Origin of the sequence: Nonomuraea sp. LPB2021202275-12-8 (genome assembly GCF_037044575.1) — a bacterium.
In the GTDB taxonomy this organism is placed as follows: Bacteria; Actinomycetota; Actinomycetes; order Streptosporangiales; family Streptosporangiaceae; genus Nonomuraea.
The window spans coordinates 322981-346474 of record NZ_JBAHWD010000004.1 but is presented as its reverse complement, the minus strand read 5'-3'; the positions used below and the strand labels follow the sequence as shown (position 1 = coordinate 346474).

22 protein-coding genes and 1 tRNA gene are annotated in these 23494 nt (G+C 70.4%); 11 read left to right on the top strand and 12 right to left on the bottom strand.

Annotation, left to right across the window (positions count from 1 at the left end; genetic code table 11):
• Positions 1 to 68 precede the first annotated feature (68 nt).
• The 8 genes from V5E28_RS10220 (at position 69) to V5E28_RS10185 (ending at position 8835) form a co-directional block, all read left to right on the top strand.
• A complete protein-coding gene (locus tag V5E28_RS10220) occupies positions 69 to 707 on the top strand; it encodes a pyridoxamine 5'-phosphate oxidase family protein (protein ID WP_336206195.1) in 639 nt (212 codons plus the stop codon).
• An 85-nt stretch (positions 708 to 792) separates the two neighbouring features.
• On the top strand, positions 793 to 3228 hold the full coding sequence (locus V5E28_RS10215; protein WP_336206194.1) for a serine/threonine-protein kinase: 2436 nt from the start codon (positions 793 to 795) through the stop codon (positions 3226 to 3228).
• 113 nt (positions 3229 to 3341) lie between these two features.
• A complete protein-coding gene (locus V5E28_RS10210) occupies positions 3342 to 5039 on the top strand; it encodes a serine/threonine-protein kinase (protein ID WP_336206193.1) in 1698 nt (565 codons plus the stop codon).
• 21 nt (positions 5040 to 5060) lie between these two features.
• Positions 5061 to 6512, top strand: coding sequence for a hypothetical protein (locus V5E28_RS10205; protein ID WP_336206191.1), 1452 nt, complete (start codon positions 5061 to 5063; stop codon positions 6510 to 6512).
• 47 nt (positions 6513 to 6559) lie between these two features.
• Complete coding sequence (locus V5E28_RS10200) at positions 6560 to 7645, top strand: DUF2510 domain-containing protein (RefSeq protein WP_336206189.1); 1086 nt, start codon at positions 6560 to 6562, stop codon at positions 7643 to 7645.
• Between the two features lie 70 nt (positions 7646 to 7715).
• Entirely contained in the window at positions 7716 to 8309 is a 594-nt protein-coding gene (gene orn / locus V5E28_RS10195) for an oligoribonuclease (RefSeq protein WP_336206187.1), read from the top strand.
• Positions 8310 to 8375: 66 nt separating this feature from the next.
• A tRNA-His gene (locus V5E28_RS10190) sits at positions 8376 to 8451 on the top strand.
• A gap of 156 nt (positions 8452 to 8607) precedes the next feature.
• Entirely contained in the window at positions 8608 to 8835 is a 228-nt protein-coding gene (locus V5E28_RS10185) for a helix-turn-helix domain-containing protein (protein WP_189136749.1), read from the top strand.
• Positions 8836 to 8961: 126 nt separating this feature from the next.
• Here V5E28_RS10185 and lat read toward each other — a convergent pair whose 3' ends face one another.
• The 4 genes from lat to V5E28_RS10165 all read right to left on the bottom strand — a co-directional run bounded on the left by lat (position 8962) and on the right by V5E28_RS10165 (position 13094).
• Positions 8962 to 10242: an L-lysine 6-transaminase gene (lat, locus tag V5E28_RS10180; RefSeq protein WP_336206186.1), complete on the bottom strand. Its 1281-nt coding sequence runs from the start codon at positions 10240 to 10242 to the stop codon at positions 8962 to 8964.
• A gap of 72 nt (positions 10243 to 10314) precedes the next feature.
• The gene (locus V5E28_RS10175; RefSeq protein ID WP_336206185.1) at positions 10315 to 10851 is read right to left on the bottom strand and encodes an HdeD family acid-resistance protein; all 537 of its coding nucleotides are present in this window, start codon (positions 10849 to 10851) and stop codon (positions 10315 to 10317) included.
• A gap of 57 nt (positions 10852 to 10908) precedes the next feature.
• Positions 10909 to 11562 carry a PAQR family membrane homeostasis protein TrhA gene (gene trhA, locus V5E28_RS10170; RefSeq protein WP_336206184.1) on the bottom strand — a complete coding sequence of 218 codons (654 nt, stop codon included), beginning with the start codon at positions 11560 to 11562 and terminating at the stop codon, positions 10909 to 10911.
• A gap of 20 nt (positions 11563 to 11582) precedes the next feature.
• Positions 11583 to 13094, bottom strand: a complete 1512-nt coding sequence (locus V5E28_RS10165) for a penicillin-binding transpeptidase domain-containing protein (protein WP_336206183.1) — start codon at positions 13092 to 13094, stop codon at positions 11583 to 11585.
• Positions 13095 to 13163: 69 nt separating this feature from the next.
• On the opposite strand from V5E28_RS10165, the gene V5E28_RS10160 reads away from it, so the two are divergent.
• Positions 13164 to 13997, top strand: a complete 834-nt coding sequence (locus V5E28_RS10160) for a spermidine synthase (RefSeq protein WP_336206413.1) — start codon at positions 13164 to 13166, stop codon at positions 13995 to 13997.
• On the opposite strand, the gene V5E28_RS10155 is transcribed toward V5E28_RS10160, so the two are convergent.
• Positions 13982 to 14650 carry a response regulator transcription factor gene (locus tag V5E28_RS10155; protein ID WP_336206182.1) on the bottom strand — a complete coding sequence of 223 codons (669 nt, stop codon included), beginning with the start codon at positions 14648 to 14650 and terminating at the stop codon, positions 13982 to 13984. The two genes, V5E28_RS10160 and V5E28_RS10155, sit on opposite strands and share 16 nt — an antisense overlap.
• Positions 14643 to 16355 carry a sensor histidine kinase gene (locus V5E28_RS10150; protein ID WP_336206181.1) on the bottom strand — a complete coding sequence of 571 codons (1713 nt, stop codon included), beginning with the start codon at positions 16353 to 16355 and terminating at the stop codon, positions 14643 to 14645. Before V5E28_RS10150 ends, V5E28_RS10155 begins: the two co-directional genes overlap by 8 nt.
• A 160-nt stretch (positions 16356 to 16515) precedes the next feature.
• On the opposite strand from V5E28_RS10150, the gene V5E28_RS10145 reads away from it, so the two are divergent.
• Together V5E28_RS10145 and V5E28_RS10140 are read left to right on the top strand one after the other, a co-directional pair.
• Complete coding sequence (locus V5E28_RS10145; RefSeq protein WP_336206180.1) at positions 16516 to 17892, top strand: serine hydrolase; 1377 nt, start codon at positions 16516 to 16518, stop codon at positions 17890 to 17892.
• A 48-nt stretch (positions 17893 to 17940) separates the two neighbouring features.
• The gene (locus V5E28_RS10140) at positions 17941 to 18906 is read left to right on the top strand and encodes a pirin family protein (RefSeq protein ID WP_336206179.1); all 966 of its coding nucleotides are present in this window, start codon (positions 17941 to 17943) and stop codon (positions 18904 to 18906) included.
• A gap of 39 nt (positions 18907 to 18945) precedes the next feature.
• On the opposite strand, the gene V5E28_RS10135 is transcribed toward V5E28_RS10140, so the two are convergent.
• From V5E28_RS10135 to ngcE, 6 genes are all read right to left on the bottom strand, one after another.
• A complete protein-coding gene (locus tag V5E28_RS10135; protein WP_336206178.1) occupies positions 18946 to 19275 on the bottom strand; it encodes a nuclear transport factor 2 family protein in 330 nt (109 codons plus the stop codon).
• 61 nt (positions 19276 to 19336) lie between these two features.
• Positions 19337 to 19870 carry a superoxide dismutase family protein gene (locus tag V5E28_RS10130; protein WP_336206177.1) on the bottom strand — a complete coding sequence of 178 codons (534 nt, stop codon included), beginning with the start codon at positions 19868 to 19870 and terminating at the stop codon, positions 19337 to 19339.
• A gap of 72 nt (positions 19871 to 19942) precedes the next feature.
• Positions 19943 to 20218 (bottom strand): 4a-hydroxytetrahydrobiopterin dehydratase, encoded by a 276-nt coding sequence (locus V5E28_RS10125; protein WP_336206176.1) that lies wholly within the window; start codon positions 20216 to 20218, stop codon positions 19943 to 19945.
• 9 nt (positions 20219 to 20227) lie between these two features.
• Positions 20228 to 21082 carry a carbohydrate ABC transporter permease gene (locus tag V5E28_RS10120; RefSeq protein ID WP_336206175.1) on the bottom strand — a complete coding sequence of 285 codons (855 nt, stop codon included), beginning with the start codon at positions 21080 to 21082 and terminating at the stop codon, positions 20228 to 20230.
• A gap of 1 nt (position 21083) precedes the next feature.
• On the bottom strand, positions 21084 to 21998 hold the full coding sequence (locus V5E28_RS10115; RefSeq protein ID WP_336206174.1) for a carbohydrate ABC transporter permease: 915 nt from the start codon (positions 21996 to 21998) through the stop codon (positions 21084 to 21086).
• A 3-nt stretch (positions 21999 to 22001) separates the two neighbouring features.
• On the bottom strand, positions 22002 to 23447 hold the full coding sequence (gene ngcE / locus V5E28_RS10110) for an N-acetylglucosamine/diacetylchitobiose ABC transporter substrate-binding protein (protein ID WP_336206173.1): 1446 nt from the start codon (positions 23445 to 23447) through the stop codon (positions 22002 to 22004).
• Positions 23448 to 23494: the final 47 nt, after the last annotated feature.

The window sequence follows — 23494 nt, the reverse complement described above, 5'->3', positions numbered from 1 at the left end:
AGTGGTCTCCGGGAAGCGGCTGATAGTGGCTCTATAGGATAGGTCCACTTTCTGGCTACGGTCGACGCATGCTCTCCACCACCGCCCGCACCCGGCTCGGCCGCGAGAAGCACCGCGGCAGCAGCGACAGGAACGATCTGTACGAGGTACTCGACACCGGTCTGTTCTGCCATCTGGGCGTGGTGGTCGACGGCCACCCCATGGTGGTCCCCACCGGCTACGGCCGCATCGGAGAGACCCTCTACCTGCACGGCTCGACCGGCGCCCGGTCGCTGCGCGCCGGCTCCGATGGCGAGGTGTGCGTCACGGTCACCCACGTCGACGGCATCGTGCTGGCCCGCTCGATCTTCAACCACTCCGTCAACTACCGCTCCGCGATCATCTACGGCCGGGCCAGGCTCGTGACGGACGAGGAGGAGCAGCTGGCGGCGCTGCGGGCGCTGAGCGAGCAGCTCGCGCCCGGCCAGTGGGACTACGTCCGGCGGCCCACGCGCAAGGAGCTCGCCGCGACCGCCGTGCTGGCCCTGTCGCTGGAGGAGGCGTCCGTCAAGATGCGCCGGGGCGCGCCGAACGACGACGAGGCCGACTACGCGCTGCCCGTGTGGGCCGGCGTGCTGCCGATCGTGACGAAGTGGGGCGAACCACAGCCAGATCCGGCGCTATCAGAAGGAATCGACATACCTGTTCACATAAGCCGCCGAGAGTAGTTCTATAAACACGTGCCACCTGGCAAACCCGGCTCCTAGATCACACGTCTCATCAGGTGGGCCCGACTTCTGATGGGAGAGCCAAATGGAGTGGGAAGCTCCCGGTTACACGGAAGTCAAGCAGATCGGGGCCGGTGCCAGCGGCCGGGTCGTCCTGGCGGTGCACGACGAGACCGGTATCAAGGTCGCGATCAAATACCTCTCGGAGAGGTGGCGGCACGACCCGGTGGCGCTCGCCCGGTTCCGGGCGGAGGCGCGGCTGCTGACCACGCTGCGCGACCCGAACGTCGCCACCTTCTGGGAGTACATCCAGGACACGCATGGCGCGGCCATCGTGATGGAGCTGGTCAACGGCGTCTCCCTGCGGGCCCTGCTGCGCGAGAACGGCACCACCGGGCCGGAGGCGGCCCTCGTCGTGCTGAAGGGGTCGCTGCTCGGCCTGGCCAGAGCGCACTCGATCGGGCTGGTGCACAGGGACTACAAACCGGAGAACGTGATCGTCCGTGAGGACGGCGCCAGCAAGCTGGTCGACTTCGGCATCGCCGTGCGGCAGGGGACGATCTCCCAGCCCGAGGGCACGCCCCCGTACATGGCGCCCGAGCTGTGGTCCGGGCAGCCCTCCTCGGCCGCCACCGACGTCTACGCCGCGACGGTCGTGTTCTTCGAGTGCCTGACCGGGCACCGGCCCTACCGCTCGACCGAGCCGAGCGTGCTCGGCTACCAGCACGTGCACGCGCCGGTTCCCGCGCATGACGCGCCCGAGCCGGTGCGCGGGCTGATCCTGCGCGGGCTGGCCAAGGACCCGGCGGCCCGGCCCGTCAGTGCCGAGACGTTCGTGGCCGAGCTCGAGGAGGCCGCCAGGGCCGCCTACGGCGAGGACTGGGAAGAGCGCGGCAGGCGGCGGCTGGCCGGGCTGGTGTTGCTGCTCGCCCTGCTGCTGCCCGTGCCGCAGGCTCCGGCGGCCCCGCAGGTCACTACTTCGCTGGCGCAGACCGTGTTCCGCAGCGCGCGCGGCGTTCGCGCCGGCGCGGTGAAGATGGCGATGGGCACCGCCCTGGCCACGCTGGTGGCCGTGACGGTGGTGATCGTGATGGCCAACAGGGATCGTGAGACGCCGTTCGACCCGGTGGCGGCCGCGCCGACCGAATCGGGCATCCCGGCGGGGCTGCCGTCGCCCCCTCCCGCCATCCCGAGCGAGACCCCGGAGGAGACGCTCACCGAGGATCCCTCGCTCGGCGGGCTGCCCAGCGTCTCCGACCCCGCCAGCGACACGGCGATCACGCCCGCCACCGTCTCGGCGTCCCCTTCCACCTCCGCCGACAGCACGCCGGCGGTGTCGAGCTCGCCGACCGCGACGGCCAGCACGTCGCCCACGCCGTCCACGAGCACGTCGCCGCCCGTGAGCACCTCCCCCACGCCGTCCGTGTCGCCCACGCCGTCCGTGTCGCCCACGCCGTCCGTGAGCACGCCGTCCGTGACCACCCCGCCGGTGACCACGGTGTCTGGTCTCCGCCTGGACGGCTTCACCGTGGACGGCACCGCGGCCGGCGCTGTGGCGGGCGGGAGGTTCACCGTGACCACCAGCGGAATCGGGCCCATCGTCATGAACGCGACCTGGCGGGTCTCCGGCCAGGTGGTCCACGAGGAGCGCTTACCGCTGAGCGACGCCACCGGCTACACCCGCTCCCTGCGGTACGTCCTGCCCGACGCGCCGTGCGGCAAGGACGTCACGTTGACCGTCAGCACCACCCCGGCGGCCCCCGGCGGGGCGAGGTCGGCCACGGTGAGCGTGCCCGAGTGCCCGACGCGGGTGACGGGACTGCGCGTGGCGCTCCAGATGGCCGCCGCCCCCGGCGGCACCGCCCGCGCCCGGGTCACCATGACGGCCAGCGGCACCGCGGCGGTGCCGGTGACGGCGGCGTTCTCGGTCAACGGGGACCGGGTCGCGACCCGGGAGGCGACCTTGTCCGGGCGGACCTCGTACACGCGGGTCTTCTCCCACGCCTTCAGGTCCCGCCCGTGCGGGGCCACCGTCTCGGTGCGGGTGCTCGCGGGCGGGCGTACGGCCACGCGAAGCGCCAGGGTCAGCTGCCCGCCGGAGGTGAAGCGGGTGTCGATCCCGCGCGCCGTGCTCGGCGACGGAGGGACCGCCACGGCGTCGATCTCGGTGGTCACCGGCAACGAGCGGCCCGTACGGCTGAACGTCGCCTTCTACGTGGGCGGCAGGCTCGCAGGCAGCAAGGCGGTGCCCCTGTCGGGCGAGACCTCCTACGGCACCACGGTGAGCCACACCTACGCCCGGGTGCCGTGCGGGACGACCTGGCTGGTGCGGGCCACCACCGTGCCCCGGGCGGGCAACGGGGGCGCCTCCTACAGCGGGAAGACCCCGGCCTGCGAGCCGGAGGAGCTGCCCACGGAGGACACCGAGGAGCCTTCGGAGCAGCCCACCAAGGATCCCTCCGAGAACCCCACGGAGAGTCCCGCGTCGCCGCGCCCCGACGATCCCGGCACCGTCGACTGATATCTGACTTAGTCCGCAAGAGGGATATCTGATGACAGGGCTAGGTGGCGGCCGGTTAAGCTACGCTCCGTCTGTTAAGGGTGGGGGCCCAGAAGACTCCGGAGGAGACCGTTATGTACGGTGATGGGCAATGGGGGGTCCCCGGGTACACCGAGGTTCGCGAGCTCGGCAGCGGCGCCGCCGGCCGGGTGGTCCTGGCCACACGCGACCACGACGGGGCCGAAGTCGCCGTCAAGTACCTCTCTGACGAGCTCAAGTCCGATGTGGGGTTCGTCGCCCGTTTCCGCCACGAGGCCAGGCTGCTCGGCACCATGCGCAGCCCGCACAACGCCCGCCTGATCGACTACATCGAGACCGGGTACGGCGCGGCCATCATCATGGAGCTGGTCAACGGCGTCTCGCTGCGCGAACTGCTGAGGTCGCAGGGTCCCACCGGCCCCGAGGCCGCGCTGACGGTGCTCAAGGGCTCCCTCCAGGGACTGGCGGCCGCGCACGCGATCGGCGTCGTGCACCGCGACTTCAAGCCGGAGAACGTGATCGTCCAGGGCGACGGCGCCAGCAAGCTCGTCGACTTCGGCATCGCGGTCATGGCCGGCGAGGGGACGAGTGCCGCCGGCACGCCGCCGTACATGGCGCCTGAGCAGTGGTCGGGCGCCCCGGCCGCGCCGACCACCGACGTCTACGCCGCCACCGTGGTGTTCTTCGAGTGCCTGACCGGCGCCCGCCCCTTCCGCGCGTCCAACGTCGCGGCGCTGGCGCGGCAGCACCAGGCCACACCACCGCCGGTCGAGGAGGTGCCGGCCCCGCTGCGTGGCCTGGTCGAGCGCGGCCTGGCCAAGCACGCGAGCGAGCGGCCGCCGTCGGCCGAGGCGTTCCTGACCGAGCTGGAGGCCATCGCGGCCGACGCGTACGGGCCCGAGTGGGAGGAGCGCGGCAGGCGCCGTCTGGCCGCCCTGGCCGGCCTGCTGCTCCTGCTGTTCCCGAGCCCCACCGACGCGCCGGCCGAGGCGCAGACCGCGCTGGCCGAGACCCGCTTCCGCGAGCCGTCCAAGCTGATGAGCAAGCTCTCGGCCAAGGCCGCGATCAGCACCGCGTGCGCCGGAGTGGTGATCGCGGTCGCGATCGTGCTGGTGAACACCCTCGACGAAGAACCGGCGCTGCGGGCGCAGACCTCGGCGGTGACGCCGAGCGCGCTCGCGCCGACGACCGAGCCGCCGGCCACCGACTTACTCGAGACCGACCCGCCGGAGGAGGAGCCGACGCCCACCGCCGAGGAGGCCACGGAGCCGGCGGACACGACGAGTGCCGCCCCGCCGATCGCCGACCCGGCCACGACGGCCCCCGTCAAGAGCCCTACGGTCAAGAGCCCTACGGTCAAGACCCCGAAGCCCAGGGCCACCCGCACTCGGGTGAGGACGCCCACGCCGACCCCGACCGACTCGCCCGATCCGGTGCTGTCCGGCGAGGCCCGCGCCGACGACGACAGGACGCCGTCGGCCACGCCGACCCCGACGCAGTCCACACAGCCCACGACCCGGCCCACGACCCGGCCGACGCGGCCCACCAGCACCCCCTCGGAAACCCGGTCCGAGACCCCGAGACCCAGCTCCGACGGCGAGCCCCAGGAGTCGGAGAGCGGCCCGGCCGGTGACTCCAGCCCGGAGCAGACCCGCGATCCCAGCATCCGGCCACAGGCGGCCACCGTGGCACCGGGCGCGCTGCTCGCGCTCGGCCTGGTGACGTCCGGCGCGGTTCCGGTCACACTGGCGGTGAAACGTCGCATGGCGGGACGGCATCGCAGGAAGCGTTAGACGCGCCGGGGGGCAACGCCGATGAGCAATCCGAGGAATGGCATTGCCGGGTTCCGGCTGACCGAGCACACCTGGATCACCGAGGTGGGCAACTGGATCGACGCGATCTCACCTGACGGCCGCAGGGCCGGGGCGCTGCTGTTCGACGCCCGGATCATCGACATGCCGGGGGTTCGTGACCGCGTCGTGGCGACGGTGCTGACCGACCGCAGGCTGGTCCTGGGCGGGCTGCCCGGGCTGATCCCGGTGGCCGACGTGGTGGCCGCCGGCGAGCAGGTGTGGCTGCTCACCGCGCAGGCCGTCACCCCGACCCTGTCCGGGCTGCTGGCCGCCGGGACGATGGACGCGACCGGCGCGGCGTCCGTGCTGGCCGAGACGGCCCATACCCTCGTCGCGCTGCACGCCGCCGGGGTCACGCACGGTTCGGTGCATCCGGGCACCGTGGTGCTCACCGCCGAGGGCGCCGCACTGCTGTCGGAGCGCGGGCTGTCGGATGCCATCCGAGGCCGGCTCTCCACGCCCGAGCGTGACGCGTCGGGGTGGGCGTCACTGGCGCGCGGGCTGGCCGCCACGTGCGCACGCGGCGCGCCCAGGGCCGCCGACCTGTTCGAACGGGCCGCGGCGACGGCGACCATCCGGGGGCTGGCGGCAGCCAGGAGCATGCTGCTGGCCGAGCGTGACCTGCTGCCGGGGGGCGTGATCGGCCGCCATGGGCTGGCCCAGGCGGCACGCGGCCAGTCGGTGTTCGCGCAACCGGCGGCGTACTCGAGGCCGGACGACGGCCGGGAGACGGACCGCGACGAGGGGGACATCGTCACACTGCTGCACGTACCGGGCGCGGAATCGGGCGCGGGAACCGGTGGGCGGTTCACCGCGGGGCCGGGGCAGGACGGCCGGGCGATGGTGAGCAGCCAGGCGCCGACGCACCTGAGCCCCGGCAGCCGGCCCGCCGACCAGGACGGAGTGCGCTTCGGCCCGGGCGTGGGCACCGAGACGCCGGCCGAACGGATCTGGCGCGAGGGCTCCTCCGCCGCCCGGCGAGGCGACGGCCGCCGTGCCAGGGCGTCGCGGGCGCGGCGCCGCCGGACGATCCTGGCGGCCGCCGTCCTGGCCGTCATCCTGGCCGGGGCGACCGTGGCCTGGCTCAGGCTGGGCGACGCGCCGGAGCTGGCGGTCGCCTCCGTCGCCGTCACCGCGCCGAAGAAGACCCAGCGCTGCAACAGCTCCGTGCTGATCACCGGCACGATCGTCACCAACGGCGCGACCGGCGAGATCAGCTACGAATGGCGCAAGAACCTGGACAAGGACGTGGTCAAGGCCACCCTGCGGACCACGTCCGACAAGACCTCCTACAGCGTGCCGCTGAGGTGGTCGCTGAAGGGCAAGAGCACCGTCAAGGCCACGGCCACGTTACGCGTGTTGTCGCCGGGCCCGCTGAGGACCGGAAAGGCGAGCTTCACCTACAAGTGTTAAACCTCGCAACAATGCATCTCAAACCGGTTCTTACTACTCTGACGGGCATGACCACGCAGACCCCCGCGGGCTGGTACCCCGACCCGTACGGATCGCCGCAACTCCGGTGGTGGGACGGCGCTCAGTGGACGGACGCCACCCACCCTCTGGAGCAGGGATCCGAGCAGCGGCAGCCCTCCTCCGGCGCCCAGCCGACCTCCGGCCCGCAGCAGCCCTACGGTCACCAGCAGCAGCCCGACTGGTCGGCCACCCCCGCGAATCCGACACTCGCCTACGGCCAGCCGCCGCAGGGCCCTTACGGCCAGCCGCCGCAGGGCTCCTACGGCCAGCAGCAGCCGACCCAGTGGAGCGGCACGCCGCTCCCCGGCCCCGGCTACGGCCCCCCGCCCAAACGGAGCAACCCGCTGCCGTGGGTGTTCGGCGGCCTCGCGGCGCTGGTCGTGGTCGCCCTGATCGTGGTGGCCGGCGTCTTCCTGGTGAACAACGACTCCCGACCCACCGCGCTGCCCTCCGACACTCCCTCCGAGACACAGGAGGAGACCGAGGAACCGGCGCCGACCACGGAGCCGCCGACGGCCTCGGGCGAGCTGCCCGCGCCGGAGTCCGGCCGCATCACCGACTCCCAGGCGGGGCTCTCGTACGCGGTGCCGCGGGGCTGGCAGGTGCCGGAGTCCAACACGATCAACAGCAACAACCCGGCGCAGCAGCAATGGTCGAGCGGCGTGCAGGCGATGTCGCACCAGAACTACGAGGCCGAGAGCGACTGGGTCGGCAACGTCTACCTCGGGGTGCTGAACGAGCTCTATCCCTACTCCGGAGCGTCCGGCATGGGCGACACGGCCAAGGCCGTCTTCGTCGACTTCGCCAAGTACTACCAGATCCCCCACGAGACCAAGATCGTCTCGGACAAGGCCATGAAGATCGGCGACAAGGACGCCTGGGTGCTCCAGTTCGAGCTGGACTTCACCGAGGAGTCGAAGAAGAAGGGCTACAAGTGGAAGAAGGAGAACGGCGCGATCGTGCTCATGGACCGCGGCGAGGGTGAGCGCCCGGCGCTCGCGTACGCGTCCGTCCCGGACAATCTCGGCGCCGACCTCCTCAGCGAGGTTCTGAGCTCGCTCAAGCCCGCCTGACCGGTGGCACTAGGCTGGTGGGGTAAGCAAGCGGGCGGGTCACTCCGAGCCGCTGCGGCGAGGAGAACGAATGAGTGACTTGCTGGTCTGGATCGACTGCGAGATGACCGGGCTCGATCTGGGGCGGGACGCGCTCGTCGAGGTGGCGTGCATCGTCACCGACAGCGAGCTCAACCAGCTGGACAAGGGCGTCGACGTGGTCATCAAGCCACCGCCGGAGTCGCTTGAGCAGATGTCGCAGGTGGTCCGCGAGATGCACACCGCCTCCGCACTGCTGCCCGAGCTGGCAGGCGGCGTGACGCTGGCGGAGGCGGAGTCACTCGTGCTCGACTACATCCGCCGCCACATCCCGGAGCCGAAGAAGGCCCCGCTCTGCGGCAACTCCATCGGCACCGACCGCACGTTCCTGTCGAGGGACATGCCGGCGCTGGACGCCTATCTGCACTACCGGATGATCGACGTCTCGTCGATCAAGGAGCTGGTGCGCCGCTGGTATCCGCGCGTCTACTTCGCCGCGCCCGAGAAACAGGGCGGCCACCGGGCGCTGGCGGACATCACGGAGAGCATCAGAGAGTTGCGCTACTATCGCGCCGCCGTGTTCGTCGGGCAGCCCGGGCCCGACTCGGCCACGGCCAGGACGCTCGCCGAGCGTGTCACGGGTTAATGAGTGGCGTAAAGAGTCCCGAACACCGCTACACTTTTCCTGTGCCGTTCTAGCGAGCGGCTCTTGGTGGGTGTAGCTCAGCTGGTAGAGCGCCAGGTTGTGGTCCTGGATGTCGAGGGTTCAAGTCCCTTCACTCACCCCAAACGCCAACGGCCGGTCCTTCTGGACCGGCCGTTGCCGTTTTCTTCCGGCATTGTCCCCAAAACATGACAATGCGAGTTATGCTCGCTGTCTACCGCTAACGCCGGAAGCGCGGGGGGCCTCGGCGATCTGACCGTCTTCGTGCCCCGGAGGCCGGATGAGAGTCGACGACGCAGCGTTCGACAGCGTGTTCACGTCATTGAGCAAGCGCGAAGCCGAGGTCATGGACCTGATCGCCACGGGCCAGTCCAACGGGCAGATCGCGCAGCGACTGTTTCTCAGCGAGAAGACGGTCAAGAATCACGTCAATCGCATCTACGCCAAGCTCGGCGTGGACTCGCGCGTCACCGCCATCGGGTTGTGGCGGTCCCGGTCCTCCGAGTAGGTCCTTTCTACGGCACGGTCAGGTGGGCGCCGCCCGCCGGCCAGGTGCTGGGCATGCCGGCCCGGCAGGACGGGTCGGCGGCGCCGCTCGGGTGAAGGACGCCGCCAGTTGTCCGTGGGCCGACGCTTACGGGCGCTGCTCCAGGGCCGCGGACAGGGCCGAGAGGCCGTGGTCCAGGTCGTGCTCGGAAATGTTGAGCGCGGGGCGCAGGCGGATGCTGCGCGGGCCGCACGGAAGCACCAGGACGCCCGCCTCCTCGCGCAGGTGGGTGACCAGGGCGTCGCGTTCGGCGGCGTCAGGCAGGTCCAGAGCGCACATCAGGCCGCGGCCCCGCACGTTGGCGACGGTGACGGGGTGCTCGGCTTCGAGCTTGGTGAGGCGTTCGAGGATGAGGGAGCCCAGGGAGCCGGCGCGCGGGATCAGGTTGTCCCGTTCGACGATCTCCAGCAGGCCCCTGCTGCGCACCATGTCCACCAGGCCGCCACCCCAGGTGGAGTTGATCCTGCCGCTCTTGCTGAAGACGTTGTCGGGTACCTCGTCCACGCGCCGGCCCGCCATTATGCCGCCCACCTGGACCTTCTTGGCGAAGGCCACGATGTCGGGCGAGAGGCCGAGCTGCTGGTAGGCCCAGGGCGTGCCGGTCGTACCGCCTCCCGTCTGGACCTCGTCCAGGACGAACAGCGCGTCCTGCTCCGCACAGAGCCGCTGCATGGCCTGCAGGAACTGCGGGCGCATGTGGTTGTCGCCGCCCTCGCCCTGGATGGGCTCGGCGATGAAACAGGCGATGTCGTGCGGGTGCCGCTCGAACGCGGCGCGCGCCTGGGCGAGCGCCCGCTCCTCGGCCGCCTCGACGTCACCGAAATGGATGGCGGGCACGTCGATGCGCGGCCAGTCGAAGACGGGGAACCGTTCGGTCTTGACCGGGTCGGTGTTGGTCAGGCTCATCGTGTAGCCGCTGCGGCCGTGGAAGGCCTTGGTGAGATGGAGGACCCGGGTGCCGAGGGCGGGCGACCTGCCCGCGGCCTCGTTGCGGCGGCTCTTGTAGTCGAAGGCGGTCTTCAGGGCGTTCTCGACGGCCAGCGCGCCACCCTCCACGAAGAACAGGTGCGGCAGGGCGGGGTCGCCGAGCACGCGGCTGAAGGTGTCCGCGAAATCCGCCAGGTGCTCGGTGTAAATGTCGGAGTTGGCGGGCTTGTTACGCGCCACCTGGCCGAGGAGCCGGCTGAAGTCCGGGTCGAAGGGCGGGTTCACGCCGAGGGGCGCGGAGGCGAAGAACGTGTAGAAGTCCAGATATCGGCGGCCGTCGCGGGCGTCGACGAGCCAGGATCCCTGACTGAGTTCCAGATCCAGCACGAGCCGGTAGCCGTCGACGAGTAGGTGGCGGGCAAGGCGGGCGTGTACGTCCATGTCTCCTCCACGTTGAGCCAGACAGGCGATACATTCCCCACCACAACCATGATATATCCGCAAAATTTACGGCTATTGGGTCTTTGGCGCCAGCTTCTTCACCCGGAACGACAGAGCGACCAGCGCGATGCCGAACAGGATCGCGAAGATCCCGATCAGCCAGACCAGGCTGAGCATTCCCGCCGCCGGCCAGAGCAGCAGCAGGATGCCGAAGATCACCGACAGGGCGCCGCCCAGGATGAGCATCCACTCGTTGTCGATCTCCTTGCGGAGCTGGATGCCGTCCACGATCTGGGCGACCCCGGTCAGGATGGCCCAGAAGGCGATGACGTAGAGCAGCGCCAGCGAAGTGATCCCCGGCCAGATGAACGCCACGATGCCCGCCAATATCCCGATAATTCCCGAAATGATGGACCAGGCCCGCGACCGCGCCCCATGCCGGAACGCCGACATGATCGAGAAGATCCCGTCGACGATCGCGTACGCACCGAAGAAGACGACGAGCACCAGCAGCGTGATGCCGGGCCAGATCAGCGCCAGGATTCCGAAGATGATCGCCGCGATGCCGCGGATGAGCACCAGCCACCAGGTGCGCGCGAGTAGCTCCATTCCGGTCTGTTCTCCGCGACCGTCACCCAGGCACCTCCCGCCACGGTCAATTCCGGGTCAGAATCCCGCCGCGGAGTAGACCACGATCGACACCGCGATGTACTGGACCAGGTAGGCGGCGATCGTGCAGGCGTGGAACACCTCGTGGTATCCGAACCAGCTCGGCGACGGGTCCGGGCGGCGCAGCCCGTACACGATCGCGCCCGCACTGTAGAAGACGCCGCCGACGGCGACCAGCACCACGGCGGCCACCCCCGCGCCCTGCAGGAGCTGCGGCATCACGAAGATCGCGGTCCAGCCGAGCGCCAGGTAGAGGACGGTGTAGAGCCAGCGCGGCGCACCCATCCAGAGCACCCTGAAGAGCACCCCGGCCAGCGCCCCGCCCCAGGTCACGCCGAGCACGGCCACCCGAGCGGCCCCGTCGAGCGCGAGCAGGGCGAACGGCGTGTAGGTGCCCGCGATGATCAGATAGATGTTGGCGTGGTCGACGCGGCGCAGCACCTCCGCCAGCCGGGGGCCGAGCGTGCTGCGGTGGTAGGTGGCCGAGATGCCGAAGAGCAGTGCCGAGGTGATCGCGTAGATGGCGGAGGCGAGCCGGGCCTGCAGGGTCGGCCCCAGGGCCACCAGCGTGAACCCGGCGATCAGCGTCACGGGCAGTGCGCCCGCGTGCAACCACCCCCGCAGCCTGGGCTTAACGGTGATCGTCGTCATATAACCTACGGTACCGTAAGTTATAGCCCGTTGAGGAAGCGGGTGGCGACGGGCACCGCCGCCGCACTGCCGGACCCTCCGTGGCGCACGAAGACGCAGAAGGCCAGGTCCTCGCGGAACCCGACGAACCAGCCGTGCGAGCGCTGGCCGTCCACCTCGGCCGTCCCGGTCTTGCCGGACACGTCGTCGGGCAGCCCGGCGCCGCTGGCCGTGCCGTGGTCCACGGCGGCGCGCATCATGTCGCGCAGGTTCGCCACGATCCGCGAATCCAGCTCGACCGGCGCGGGCGGCTCGCCGTCGATGCGGGTGACCTGCTTCTTCGTCAGCAGCCGGGGGGTGCGCCAGGTGCCGTCCTGCACGGCCGCGGCGATCGTGGCCATGCAGAGCGGGGTGGCGATGGCGGTGCCCTGGCCGATGGCGTTGGAGGCGGCGAAGTCGGGGTCCGCGGGGTCCTCGATCGAGCCGCACGCGCCCTGCGCGCCGGTCGGCATGGGCCGCCCGAATCCCCACTCGTGCGCGGTCTCGCGCAGGTCCTGCTGTCCGAGCCGGGTGAGGGACTGCTCGACGAAGGTGGTGTTGCAGGAGTGGGCGAAGGCGTCGGTGAAGGAGATCAGGCCGCGATCCACGCCGCCGTCGTTGGTGAAGGCCCGCCGTTGCGGAAAGCTGTACGACCCCGGGCAGGCCACCTGGGCGTCCGGCTCCAGCCCGGCCTTCATCAGCGCGGCGGCGGTGATGATCTTGAACGTGGAGCCCGGCGGGAAGAAGTCGTGGAAGGCGCTGTATCCGCCTTCGAGCCTGTCCGCCACCGCGAGCACCTCACCGGTGCCGGGCTTCAGCACGATGATCGCGGAGTTCGCCACCCCGTCCAGGGCCCGTGCGGCCGCCGCCTGGACGGAGCTCGACAGCGTGGTGCGCTCGACGTCGGCCTTCGGCTCCACGGTCATGATCCGCTGCTCCGGCCTGCCCGGCGCCCTGGCCACCAGGGCCCATCCCACGTTGGAGTCCTCGAACTCCGGCCGCAGCCGCGCCAGCGTGGAGTCGGCGTAACTGTTGTGGGGGATCTTGTCGCCCTCCCTGGTGACCAGCTCGATCGAGGGGCCGTCGAAATCGACGACCTCCACCGTCCCGCCGTCCTTCAGCAGCGGGTGCAGCGTCTCCGGCGCCCACAGCACCTTCCACTGCCGATCCCGTACGGCCAGCCGCAGCGTCCCGTCGAACGGCCACGCGCCGAAGGTCTCCAGGGTCCTGCTCCCGCTGAAGGGCACCTCGGCCGTCTCCGCGCCGGTGCTCTTGACCGCACCCGGCCGCAGCTCGATGGACTCGACGGCCAGTTCCCCGCTCATCGCCAGGTGCCGGGCGCGGAAGTCACCGGGCGGCTGGTAGACCAGGCGGGCCATGCCCTCGACGTCCCCGATGCTCCAGGCCTCGAAGTAGTCGGCCGAGGTCGCGGCGGCGCTGCCCTTGACCCCGCTGGAGGCCGCCACCGCGAAGGTGACCGCTCCGAATACCGCAAGAACCGCGCTAACGAGCACAATCAACCTTCGGCGTCGCATACGGTTCTCCCAGGAGGGATCAACGTGGCACGTGGACAGCGGGACCCCATGCCCGGTCAGTATTCGGTGACGTTCGGCGAGGTCGAGCTTCTCCGAGATTTTGACAGGCATGACGGCTGGATGTTGTCCAAGGATGGCGTACCTCAGTCTTATGTTGACCTACAAGACCCGACATTTCTGGAATTTGAGTACGTACGCCTCATGGCCGATGTCATCGACCTGCTGCCCGAGGGCGAGCTGAGCTGCGTGCACGTGGGCGGCGGCGCCTGCACGATCCCCCGCTACGTCGCGGCCACCCGCCCCGGGTCCAGGCACATCGTCATCGAGCCCGACGGGCTGCTGGTCAACCTCGTGCGAGAGCAGCTCGACCTGCGCTCGGTGCCGCGTCTGAAGGTCATCGTGGCCGGAGGCCGCGAGGGCACCGCGAAGGTCTGGGACGCCTCGGCCGACCTGCTGGTGCTGGACGCGTTCACGGGCGCCACGATGCCGGTGGAGCTGGCCACGACCGAATACCTGGGCGACATCGCCAGAGTGCTGCGCCCCTCGGGCACCCTGCTGGTCAACCTGGCCGACGGCAAGGGCCTGGCCTTCGCCAGGCGCCTGCTGGCCACGGTCACCAGCACCTTCCGGCACGTGGCGCTGCTGGCCGAGCCGGGCATCATGCGCGGCCGCCGCTTCGGCAACCTCATCGTCGCGGCCTCGCGCTCCGAGCTCCCCGTGGACCTGCTCACCCGCCGCGCCGCCGGCGGCCTCACCCAGGCCAGGTGCGTGTACGGCGAGGCGCTGACGAACTTCGTCGCCGGGGCCGCCCCGATCAGAAACGGGGACGCGGTCCTCGCGCCGGTCCCGCCGCCCGCCGTCTTCGGTCAGGGCCGCAGGTAGGCCAGCACCGCGGCCACCCTGCGGTGCACGTCGGCGCTGTTCTCCAGGCCGAGCTTGGTGAAGATGGAGTTGACGTTCTTCTCCACCGACGACACCGACAGGTGCAACGCCCTGGCGATGGCGCCGTTGGACCTGCCGTGCGCCATCTCGCGCAGCACGTCCCGCTCGCGCGGGGTGAGCGCCTCGTGCTCGCCGCGCACGTCGTGCCGGTCGAGCAGCCCCTCCACGACCTTGGGGTCGATGACCGAGCCGCCCGAGGCGACGGCCCGGATCGCGCCGAGCAGCTCGTCCAGGTCGCCCACCCGGTCCTTAAGCAGGTAGGCGAACCCTTCGGTGCCGTGCTTGAACAGCTCCAGGGCGAACAGCGCGTCGGAATACTGCGACAGCACGACGATGCCCAGGCCGGGATGCTCCTCGTGCAGGCGGTGCGCGGCGTCGATGCCCTCGAACCCCTGCCGCCACTGCCCGCCGGGCATCCGGATGTCGGTGACCACGACGTCCGGGCGCAGCCTGCGCACCGCGTCGAGCAGCTCGTCGGCATCGCCGACGGCGCCCACCACGTCGACCTCGCCGGACATCTCCAGCAGCCGCCTGGTGCCCTCGCGCACCAGGTAGTGGTCGTCGGCCACGACGGTCCTGATCGTCTCACCCATCGACCGGCACCCAGGCGTTCACCCGTGTTCCCTTCCCCTGCTCGCTGTCGAGCTCCAGCCCGCCGCCCAGCGCGTCGAGCCGGTCGGCCAGCGTGGCCAGGCCGCCGCGCGCGCCGGCGTCGAACCCCTGCCCGTCGTCGCGGACCGTCACGCTCAGGCGGCCTCCCGCCTTGGCCAGCCGCACCTCTATCGTTGCGGCCCGCGCGTGCTTGAGCGCGTTGGCCACCGCCTCGCTCACCGTGAAGTACATCGCGCCCTCGATCTCGTCGGGGAAGCGCTCGGCCCGCAGTTCCCGGCCCGCGAAGACCCGGGTGGGCACGGGCAGGCGGGAGCAGCGCTCCTCGACGGCCTCCACGAGACCGCCCTGGCTGAGCGCCGACGGGTGGATGCCGGCCGCCAGCTCCCGCAGGTCGTCGAGGGTCTGGCGGGCCTGCTCGCGCAGCAGGCCGAGCGTCTCGGCGTCGCCGCCGGTGGCGCGGGCCAGCTCGATCCCGGCGATCAGGGCGACGAGCTGCTGCTGGACGCCGTCGTGGATGTTGCGCTCGATCCGCCGCCGCTCGGCCTCCTGCGCGTTGACCAGGCGCGTGGCCAGCCCGGCACCCTGGATGGCCAGCCCCGCGGGCACGGCCAGCGCCTCCAGAAAGCGCCGGTCCTCGTCGTAGAGGCGGCCGCGGTCGCGGGGGCCGCACTCGATCCGACCCAGCCCGCCGCGCACGGGCTGGGTCAGCGCGGCCGGGCCCTCCTCCCGGCCGGAGACCACCCGCCTGCCGTCGGCGAGCGTGACGGCCGCCCACCGGGTGTCCAGACCGGTCCGCACGGCCGAGGCCAGCCTGCCGAGCTGCGCCACCGGTTCGGGGTCGCCCTCCAGCGCCGGGCCGAGACTGGACAGCACCTCCCCCACGGTGGGGCGGACATCGAACACCAGCAGCACCCGTGAGCCGCGGATGCCCACCCGGACGTCCAGCAGGCGGTGCCGTACGATCGCCACCACCATGGCGCCGGGCAGCGCGGTGAGCACGGCGACCAGCCCGATCGCGCCGAACACCGGCAGGCCGAGCCCCACGTTGAAGAACGCGAGCAGCACGAACCCGACCTGGTTGGCCACGGCGCCCGCCAGGATCCAGGCGTACTGCCCGCGTTCGGGGCGCTCGCTGCGCCGCCAGCGCACGACCAGCCCGCCGAGCACGACCATGGCCATGATCCAGGTGACGACCTGGCCGATCCCGGACGCCCACGCGCCGGCCGGCGCGGCGGGCGCCGAGGCCTCGACGGAGCCGCCCGGTACGACCGGCGCCAGCGCGGTCCCCGCGAAGTGCACCGCGATGGCGACGCCCGCGAGCCACGCGACCGGCCGCCACCGGCGCGAGGGCAGCCTCCCCTCGGGGAACAGCAGCGGGACGAAGACCCAGGACAGGCCGTAGAACACGGCGATCACCGCGGCCAGCGGAGCGCCGAACCCCACACCGCGCACCGCCAGGCCGACGCCGAGGATGCCGAGCCCGAAGCAGACCGCGGTGGCGAGCAGCAGCCAGCCGTAGCGGACCTCCGGACGCCGGGCGGCCAGCAGCCAGCCGAGCGCGGGCAGGATCAGGCCGACCGCGATGAAGGTCCACTGCCACGGCCCGGTGCTCTCCAGCAGCGCTCCGGTCGTCAGCCCCGCGGCCGCGAGCAGCGCCAGCAGAGCGGCCCCCAGGTTCGTACGCATAAGTAGACATCGTCACAAAGCGGACCGAGCAGTGTCCATGAGGTTGACCGCACAGTCGATGCGGCCACCCCCACCCGCCAGAACGGTGGCTCGCACGGTGGGCGGGGCAGCCCCGGTCCGGCTTGGCTGGAGCCACGTCCTCCAAGCGGAAGGAATCCCCATGAACAGGCCGAAACGAGTCGTGGCCGCCACGGCGGTGGCCCTGACGTTCACCACTATGACCGCGTGCTCGGGGCAGAGCGCCACCGCCCGGTCCGGGCCGGCCACGACGGTCACGGCGGCGCCCAGCGCCACCCCCGTGGTCGAGATCCCGGACACGCCTCTGGGCGACGCGCTGCGCTGGCTGCTCGACGCCTCGACCAGGCCCCCGGTCGCGGAGAGCGAGCTGGCCGAGCGGCTGGCGCCCGAGTTCCTCGCGCAGGTCCCGGCCGAGGCGTTCAACCAGACGCTGGCGGCCTTCAAGGACATGCGGCTGCAGCGGCTGAGCGTCGCGCACGCCACCGCGCTGTTCGCCCGCGTCGAGGCGGGCGGCAAGCCGTACAACCTCGAACTGTCCGTGGACGGCGCGGGCAGGATCAGCGGCGCCCGGCTGTCCGAGCCTCCCGCCCCCCAGCCCACCCCGGCGAGCTGGCGGGAGCTGGATCAGCGGCTGCGCAAGGCGGCGCCGGAAGTGGCCTTCGTCGCTGCCGAGGTGACCGGCCGCACCTGCCGTCCGGCGCACGGCGTCGCCGCGGGCGACAGGCGCCCGCTCGGCTCGATGTTCAAGCTGTACGTCCTCGGCACGGTCGCCGAGCGCATCAGGAGCGGCGCGTTCGGCTGGGACACCGCGCTCACGATCACGCCCGAGCTAAAGAGCCTGCCGACCGGGCAGCTCCAGGACCGGCCGGACGGCAGCAAGGTGACCGTCCTGGAGGCCGCCAAGCTGATGATCTCCATCAGCGACAACACCGCCACCGACCTGCTGATCCACAAGGTGGGCAAGAAGGCGGTGGAGCGCACGATGCGTGCCTGGACCGGCGAGAACGACCGGCGCAACGTGCCGCTGCTGACCACCCGGGAGCTGTTCGCGCTCAAGGGCGCCGACCACCCGCGCCTGGCCCGGCGCTACCTGTCCATGGACGACGCCAAGCAGCGCGCCTATCTGGCGAAGGTCGTCGCCAAGGTGCCGCTCTCGGACATCAAGCCCTGGCCCGCGCCGCGCGAGCTCGACACGATCGAGTGGTACGCCTCCCCCGACGGCATCTGCCGGGCCTACGCTGAGCTGGCGAAGCTGGGTGACGAGCGGATCGCTGAGGTGATGTCCATCACGGACGCCGGGCTGGGGCTGGACAAGGGCCAGTGGCCGTCCGTGTGGTTCAAGGGCGGATCCGAGGCCGGCGTGCTCGACATGAGCTTCCTCGCCCGCTCGGCGGACGACCGGACCTTCGTCGTCACCGTGATGAGCGCCGACCCCGCCAAGCCGCTCGACGAAGGCTCGCTGGGCCAGGAGTTCCTCGCGCTGGTGAGAGGGGCGTTCGCACTCGCCAGGAATAGTTGAAAACTAAACTGGGTTGACCCGGATACATGACGCCGGAAGGAGCCCGACATGCCCGCCGTAACCGTTGAGAACCTGCTCAGCCTCCCCCGCCTGCCCGAACCGGTGCCAGGCAGGCCCCAGCGCAAGGTGCTCGCCGTGGAGACCGCGCCGAGCGGGTTCGAGGGCGAGGGCTTCCCCGTGCGGCGCGCACTGGCCGCGATCAAGCCCGCCTATCTGGACCCCTTCGTGATGATGGACCAGATGGGCGAGGTCGACTACGCCGCCGGCGAGCCCAAGGGCACCCCCTGGCACCCGCACCGCGGATTCGAGACCGTCACGTACATGATCGACGGCGTGATGGACCACCTCGACTCCAACGGCGGCGGCGGCACGATCACCAACGGCGACACGCAGTGGATGACGGCCGGGGCCGGGATCCTGCACAAGGAGGCCCCGCCGGAGTGGCTCGTCCAGCAGGGCGGGCTGTTCCACGGCATCCAGCTCTGGGTCAACCTGCCCGGCGCCAAGAAGATGACCGCGCCGAAATACCAGGACATCGGCAGCTCCAGCGTCGTGCTGCTCAGCAGCCACGACGGCGGCGCGCTGGTGCGGCTCATCGCGGGCGACCTGGCCGGCAACACCGGCCCCGGCAGCACGCAGACGCCGATCACCCTGCTGCACGCCACCATCAGCCCCGGTGCCCGCCTCACCCTGCCGTGGCGCAAGGACTTCAACGCCCTGGCCTATGTGCTGTCGGGGCGCGGCACGGTTGGAGCCGACAAGCGCCCTCTCCAGAGCGGTCAGCTCGCGGTCTTCAACGGCTTCGGCAACCGTCCGGGGCTCACCACCGACGGCGAGTCCATCACACTGTCGGCCAAGGAGACCATGGAGGTCATCGTGCTGGGCGGCGAGCCGATCGGCGAGCCCGTGGCCCACCACGGCCCGTTCGTCATGAACACCCGCGCGGAGCTCGTACAGGCCTTCGAGGACTTTCAGGCGGGCAAGCTCGGCACCATCCCGGCCGGGCACGCGTAACCGGCGAAAGGGCCCGCGGGGGCGGGCCCCTTCCTGTCGTCAGACGCCGAGCGGCTGCGCGGCGGCCGTCTGCCGCCAGATCTTGCCGTCCTTGACGACCAGGGTGCCGAAGGTGTTGAGGCGGTTTCCGGCGATGGTCATGTGCGCGTTGTAGAAGATGACGTCGGCCACGACCTGCACCGACTTGATCTCGTCCACCTCCGGCCCGGCCGACAGGTAGGCGGTGAACACCTCCCTGATTTCCTCGGCGCCTCTGGCCACGCGATCGAAGCGGACCACCATGGCGTCGTCGTGATATTGGGCCAGCAGGGCTTCCAGGTCGTTGCCCTTGATCGCGGCAAGCTGGCGTTCGAAGATCTCGATGCTCATGCGCGCCCTTCCGGAGGAGACGCCGCACATAGTAGAACGCCCGCTCCGGCCCGTACAGAGATCAGCTCAGCGTCAGGCAGGCGATCCGGTCTCCGGCGGTGCCGGCGTCGGGGCCGGTGGTCGTGGTGTGACGGGCGTGCACGACGAGCGACCTGGGTGCCCCGGCCGCGTCGAGGTGCCAGGCGTGACGCGCCGTGGCGTGGCCGGCGCCGGAGTCGTCGGTGGTGAGGTCCAGCCAGACCTCGCTGGCGGGATTCACCTGACCGGTCATGTGCTGGTAGTGCGGGCCCGCGTCGTCACCCTTGCGGCCGCAGGGCTTGGTGTGCAGGTGGGCGCCGTAGGCGCGGCGGGGCAGGAAGCCCTCGACCACCAGGGACGTGATCGTCTGGCCCGGGGTGGACTCGGTGGTGAGGCTGGCCTGGGCTCCGGCGGGCACCAGGCGGCGGTCGTAGGTGACGGCGTCGGGACCGAAGGCGGTGAACTCGCCACCGCCCTTGAGCATCGTGGCCTTCTGGGCGGCCGGGTGCGCGAGCTGCACCGGAGCGCCGGAGCAGCCCACGGCGAGCAGGGCGAGCAGGAGTGCGGGCAGGCGCATGAGGACCCCCAGAGCACGAGCCCGTGCGGGCGCGGGCTCTCAAGGCACCCACTCTAGCGAGTAGCCGCTCGGCTACGCACCGTGTTTCGCGGCGATGTCGTCGATCCGCGCGGCGAGGGTGAAGTCGAGCTCGGTGAGTCCGCCCTTGTCGTGCGTGGTGAGCGCCAGGTGCAGCTCGCGCCATCTGATGTCGATGTCGGGATGGTGGTTGAGCTCCTCGGCCCGGACGGCGATCTCGTCGACGATCCGGATGGCCGAGGGGAAGTCGGGGGCGGTGATCGTGCGGCGGATCTCGTCGCCTTCGCGCCGCCACCGGGGCAGCTCACGCAGCTTCTGCTCGACGTCCATGGGGCAACGTTACTTCAGCGTCCCGGCGCCGAGCCCGGACTGGATCTGGCGCTGGAAGATGATGTAGACGACCAGGACGGGCAGGATCGCCATGCTGAGCGCCGCGAACAGGCCCGGCCAGTCGGCCTCGTAGCCGGCCAGGGTGGAGATGTTGGCGATGCCCTGGGTGATGACCCAGTCCTCCTGGTCGCGGGCGAGCAGCACCAGCGGCAGCAGATACTGGTTCCACTGGCCGAGCACGTTGAAGATGGTGATGCTGACCAGGCCGGGTTTGGCCATCGGCACCATGATCTGGAAGAACGTGCGGGTGTGCGAGGCGCCGTCGATCCTGGCGGCCTCGGCCACCGTCTCCGGCAGCGTCCTGAAGAACGCGGCCAGGAAGAAGATCGTGAACGGCATCGAGTAGGCGATGTAGACCAGGATCAGCCCCGTGTGCGTATACAGCAGGCCCACCTGGTCGACCACCAGGAACAGCGGCCCCAGCGCCAGGAAGACGGGAAAGGCCATGCCCGCCACGAAAAAGTAGTAGATCAGCCGGTTGCCGGGGAAGCGGTAACGCGCCAGCACGTAGGCCGCCATCGAGCCGAACAGCATCGTGCCCAGCGTGCCGAAGAAGACGACGACGACCGTGTTGAGCAGATACTGACCGATATGGGCTTTGTCCCAGGCCCTTCCCCACGAGTCGAAGCGCAGCGCTCCGGGCAGTTGCAGCGCGTCTCCGAAGATCTCGGAGTTGTTCTTGAAGGACGCCAGGAACGTCCACAGCAGGGGCAGGATGATCAGCAGCGCCCAGATGAGCAGCGCCACGTGCGAGAGCCCGCCGAGCACGCTGGGCCGGGGCTTGCCCGGGCGAGGCGTGGCCATGTCAGAATTCGATCCTTTCACGCCGGGTGGTGCGCAGCGTCAGCACCGCGAACGTCACGGTGAGGAAGAACAGCGCCACTCCCATCGCCGACGCGTAGCCGTAGTCGGTGTAGCTGAAGGCGGTCTTCCAGATCTGCACGGGCAGCACGCTGGTGGTCCCGTCGGGCTCCCCCTTGTCGCCGGCGAGCACCTGGATCAGGGCGAACCCGTCGAACGCGGCGATCCCCAGATAGACCCAGCCCACCTGGACGGTGTCGCGCAGCAGGGGCAGCGTGATGGAGAAGAACAGCCTGAACCGCCCGGCGCCGTCCAGCGCGGCCGCCTCGAAGTAGTCCTTGGGGATGGCCGCCATGCCCGCGGAGAACAGCACCACGTAGAACCCGACCGCCTGCCAGACCATCACCGCGATGATCGACCAGAGGGCCAGGTCCGGCTCGATGAGCCAGCCGACGGGGTCGATCCCGAGCTTGATCAGCGCCCCGTTGATCACGCCGTACTCGTCGGGCCGGTAGATGGCCCGGAACAGCACCCCGACCACGGCCACGGCCAGCACCTGGGGGAAGAAGAACACCACCCGGTAGAACTTCGACCCCCAGACGCCCTTCATGCCCGCGCCGCTGGAGCCGCCGCCCAGGTTGAGCAGGTAGGAGAAGAACAGGGCGATGACGATGGTCACGATCGGCAGCACGAGCAGGATGAGCCCGTGGTTGCGCAGGGCCTGCCAGAAGTCCTCGTCCGCCAGCAGCTTGCCGAAGTTCTCCAGCCCCACGTACCGCAGGTCGCTGGCGTAACCGTCCCAGTCCGTCAGCGAGATCTGGAACGCCTGGATGTAGGGGCTGATCACGAAGACGGAGTAGAGGACGATGGGGACGAGGAGGAACCCGGCGATGAAGCCGCCCCTGCGCAGCCGCTCCATCGGCTATTCGCTCCGGGTCTGCTTGGACACCGACGAGTCGTTCTTGATCTCGTCGGCCTTCTTCTGCATGTTCGCGCAGAACTCGTCCGGGGTGATCCGCCCGGCCATGACCCGGTTGATCTGCTCGGTGCCGTGGTCGAACAGCTCCTTGTACCAGCCTTCGAAGCGGGCGTCGGCGATGATGTTCTGTCCGGCGGCGTCCTGGGCCTTGGCGGCGCTCTTGAGCGCGGCGGGCAGCTCGACGCCCTCGGCCGCGCCGTTGACCACGGTGAGGTTCTGGGTCTTCTCGGTGAAACCCCGCGCGCCGTCCCGCGACAGCATGATCCGCAGGTATTCGAGGCCGCCCTGCGGGTTCTTGCCCTTGGCCGCCACGACGAAGTTCTCGCCGACGCCGACCTGGATGGCGCCGTACGGCATCACGTCGGTGGCGGTCACGTCGGGGATCGGGGCGATGGCGTACTCGAAGTCGCGCGGCTTGTCCTTGGCCATCTCGTTCTCGATCCAGGAGCCGACCGGGTAGAAGAGCAGCCGGTTCTGCAGGTGCTTGACCTGGGTCTGGGTGTGATCAAGCCCGAAGTACGATTTATCGCCATATTTCGTCTGGATGTCCACCCAGGCGGTGACCGCCTGCTTCATCGGCTCGGCGGTCCAGGCCGCCTCGACCAGGTTGTCGATGTCGAGGATGACCTGGTTGCCGCCGATCTTCGCCGCGGTGTAGAGGACGTTCCAGAGCTGGTAGTACGGCCCCTTCTGCCCCGGATAGGCGAACAGGAGGATGCCCTCCGCCTTCGCCTTCTCCCCCAGCGCCGTGAACTCGGCCCAGGTCTTCGGCAGCGTCCACCCCTTGTCCGCGAAGAGCTTGGCGTTGTACCACAGCGCCCGGTGCGACACCGTGTAGTTGAGCACCAGGTCCTTGCCGTCGATCTTGGCGTTGGCCAGCACCGCGGGCGTCACCATGTCGCGCACCTTCTTGCCCGGGTCGTCGACCGACGGCGCGTCGAACAGCACCGACAGGTCGGCCAGGTGCCCCTGCTCGGCCAGGGCCACCAGGTCCATGGACTCGGGCCCGGAGTTGTTGACCACGTCGGGCACGTCGCCGCTGACGAAGCGCGGCCGGAGCTGGGTGCTGATCTGCTGGGTCGCGTTGTGCTTGACGGTCGCGCCCGGGAAGGCCTTCTTGTACGCCTCCTGGTGCAGCTCCCTGGCGTACGCGTCGCTGTACCCGCCGCTGAAAATCGTTACCTCGAGCGGCTTCTTGGCATCGACGCCGAACGGGTTCCTCGGGTCGGCGGAGGCGGCGATCGACGTGGCGGGCGCGGCGGCCTGCCGGTCACCGCCGCCCGCCGTGGCGCAGGCGCTCAGCAGGCCCGCGCCGGGACCTGCGGCGAGCGCGGCGAAACCGAGCCGGCGCAGCAACTGGCGCCGTGTGATCTCTCCCGGGTGGGTCATGGGGGGCTCCTAAGGAGAGGGACGAATTAGGAAAGTTTCCTAATTGT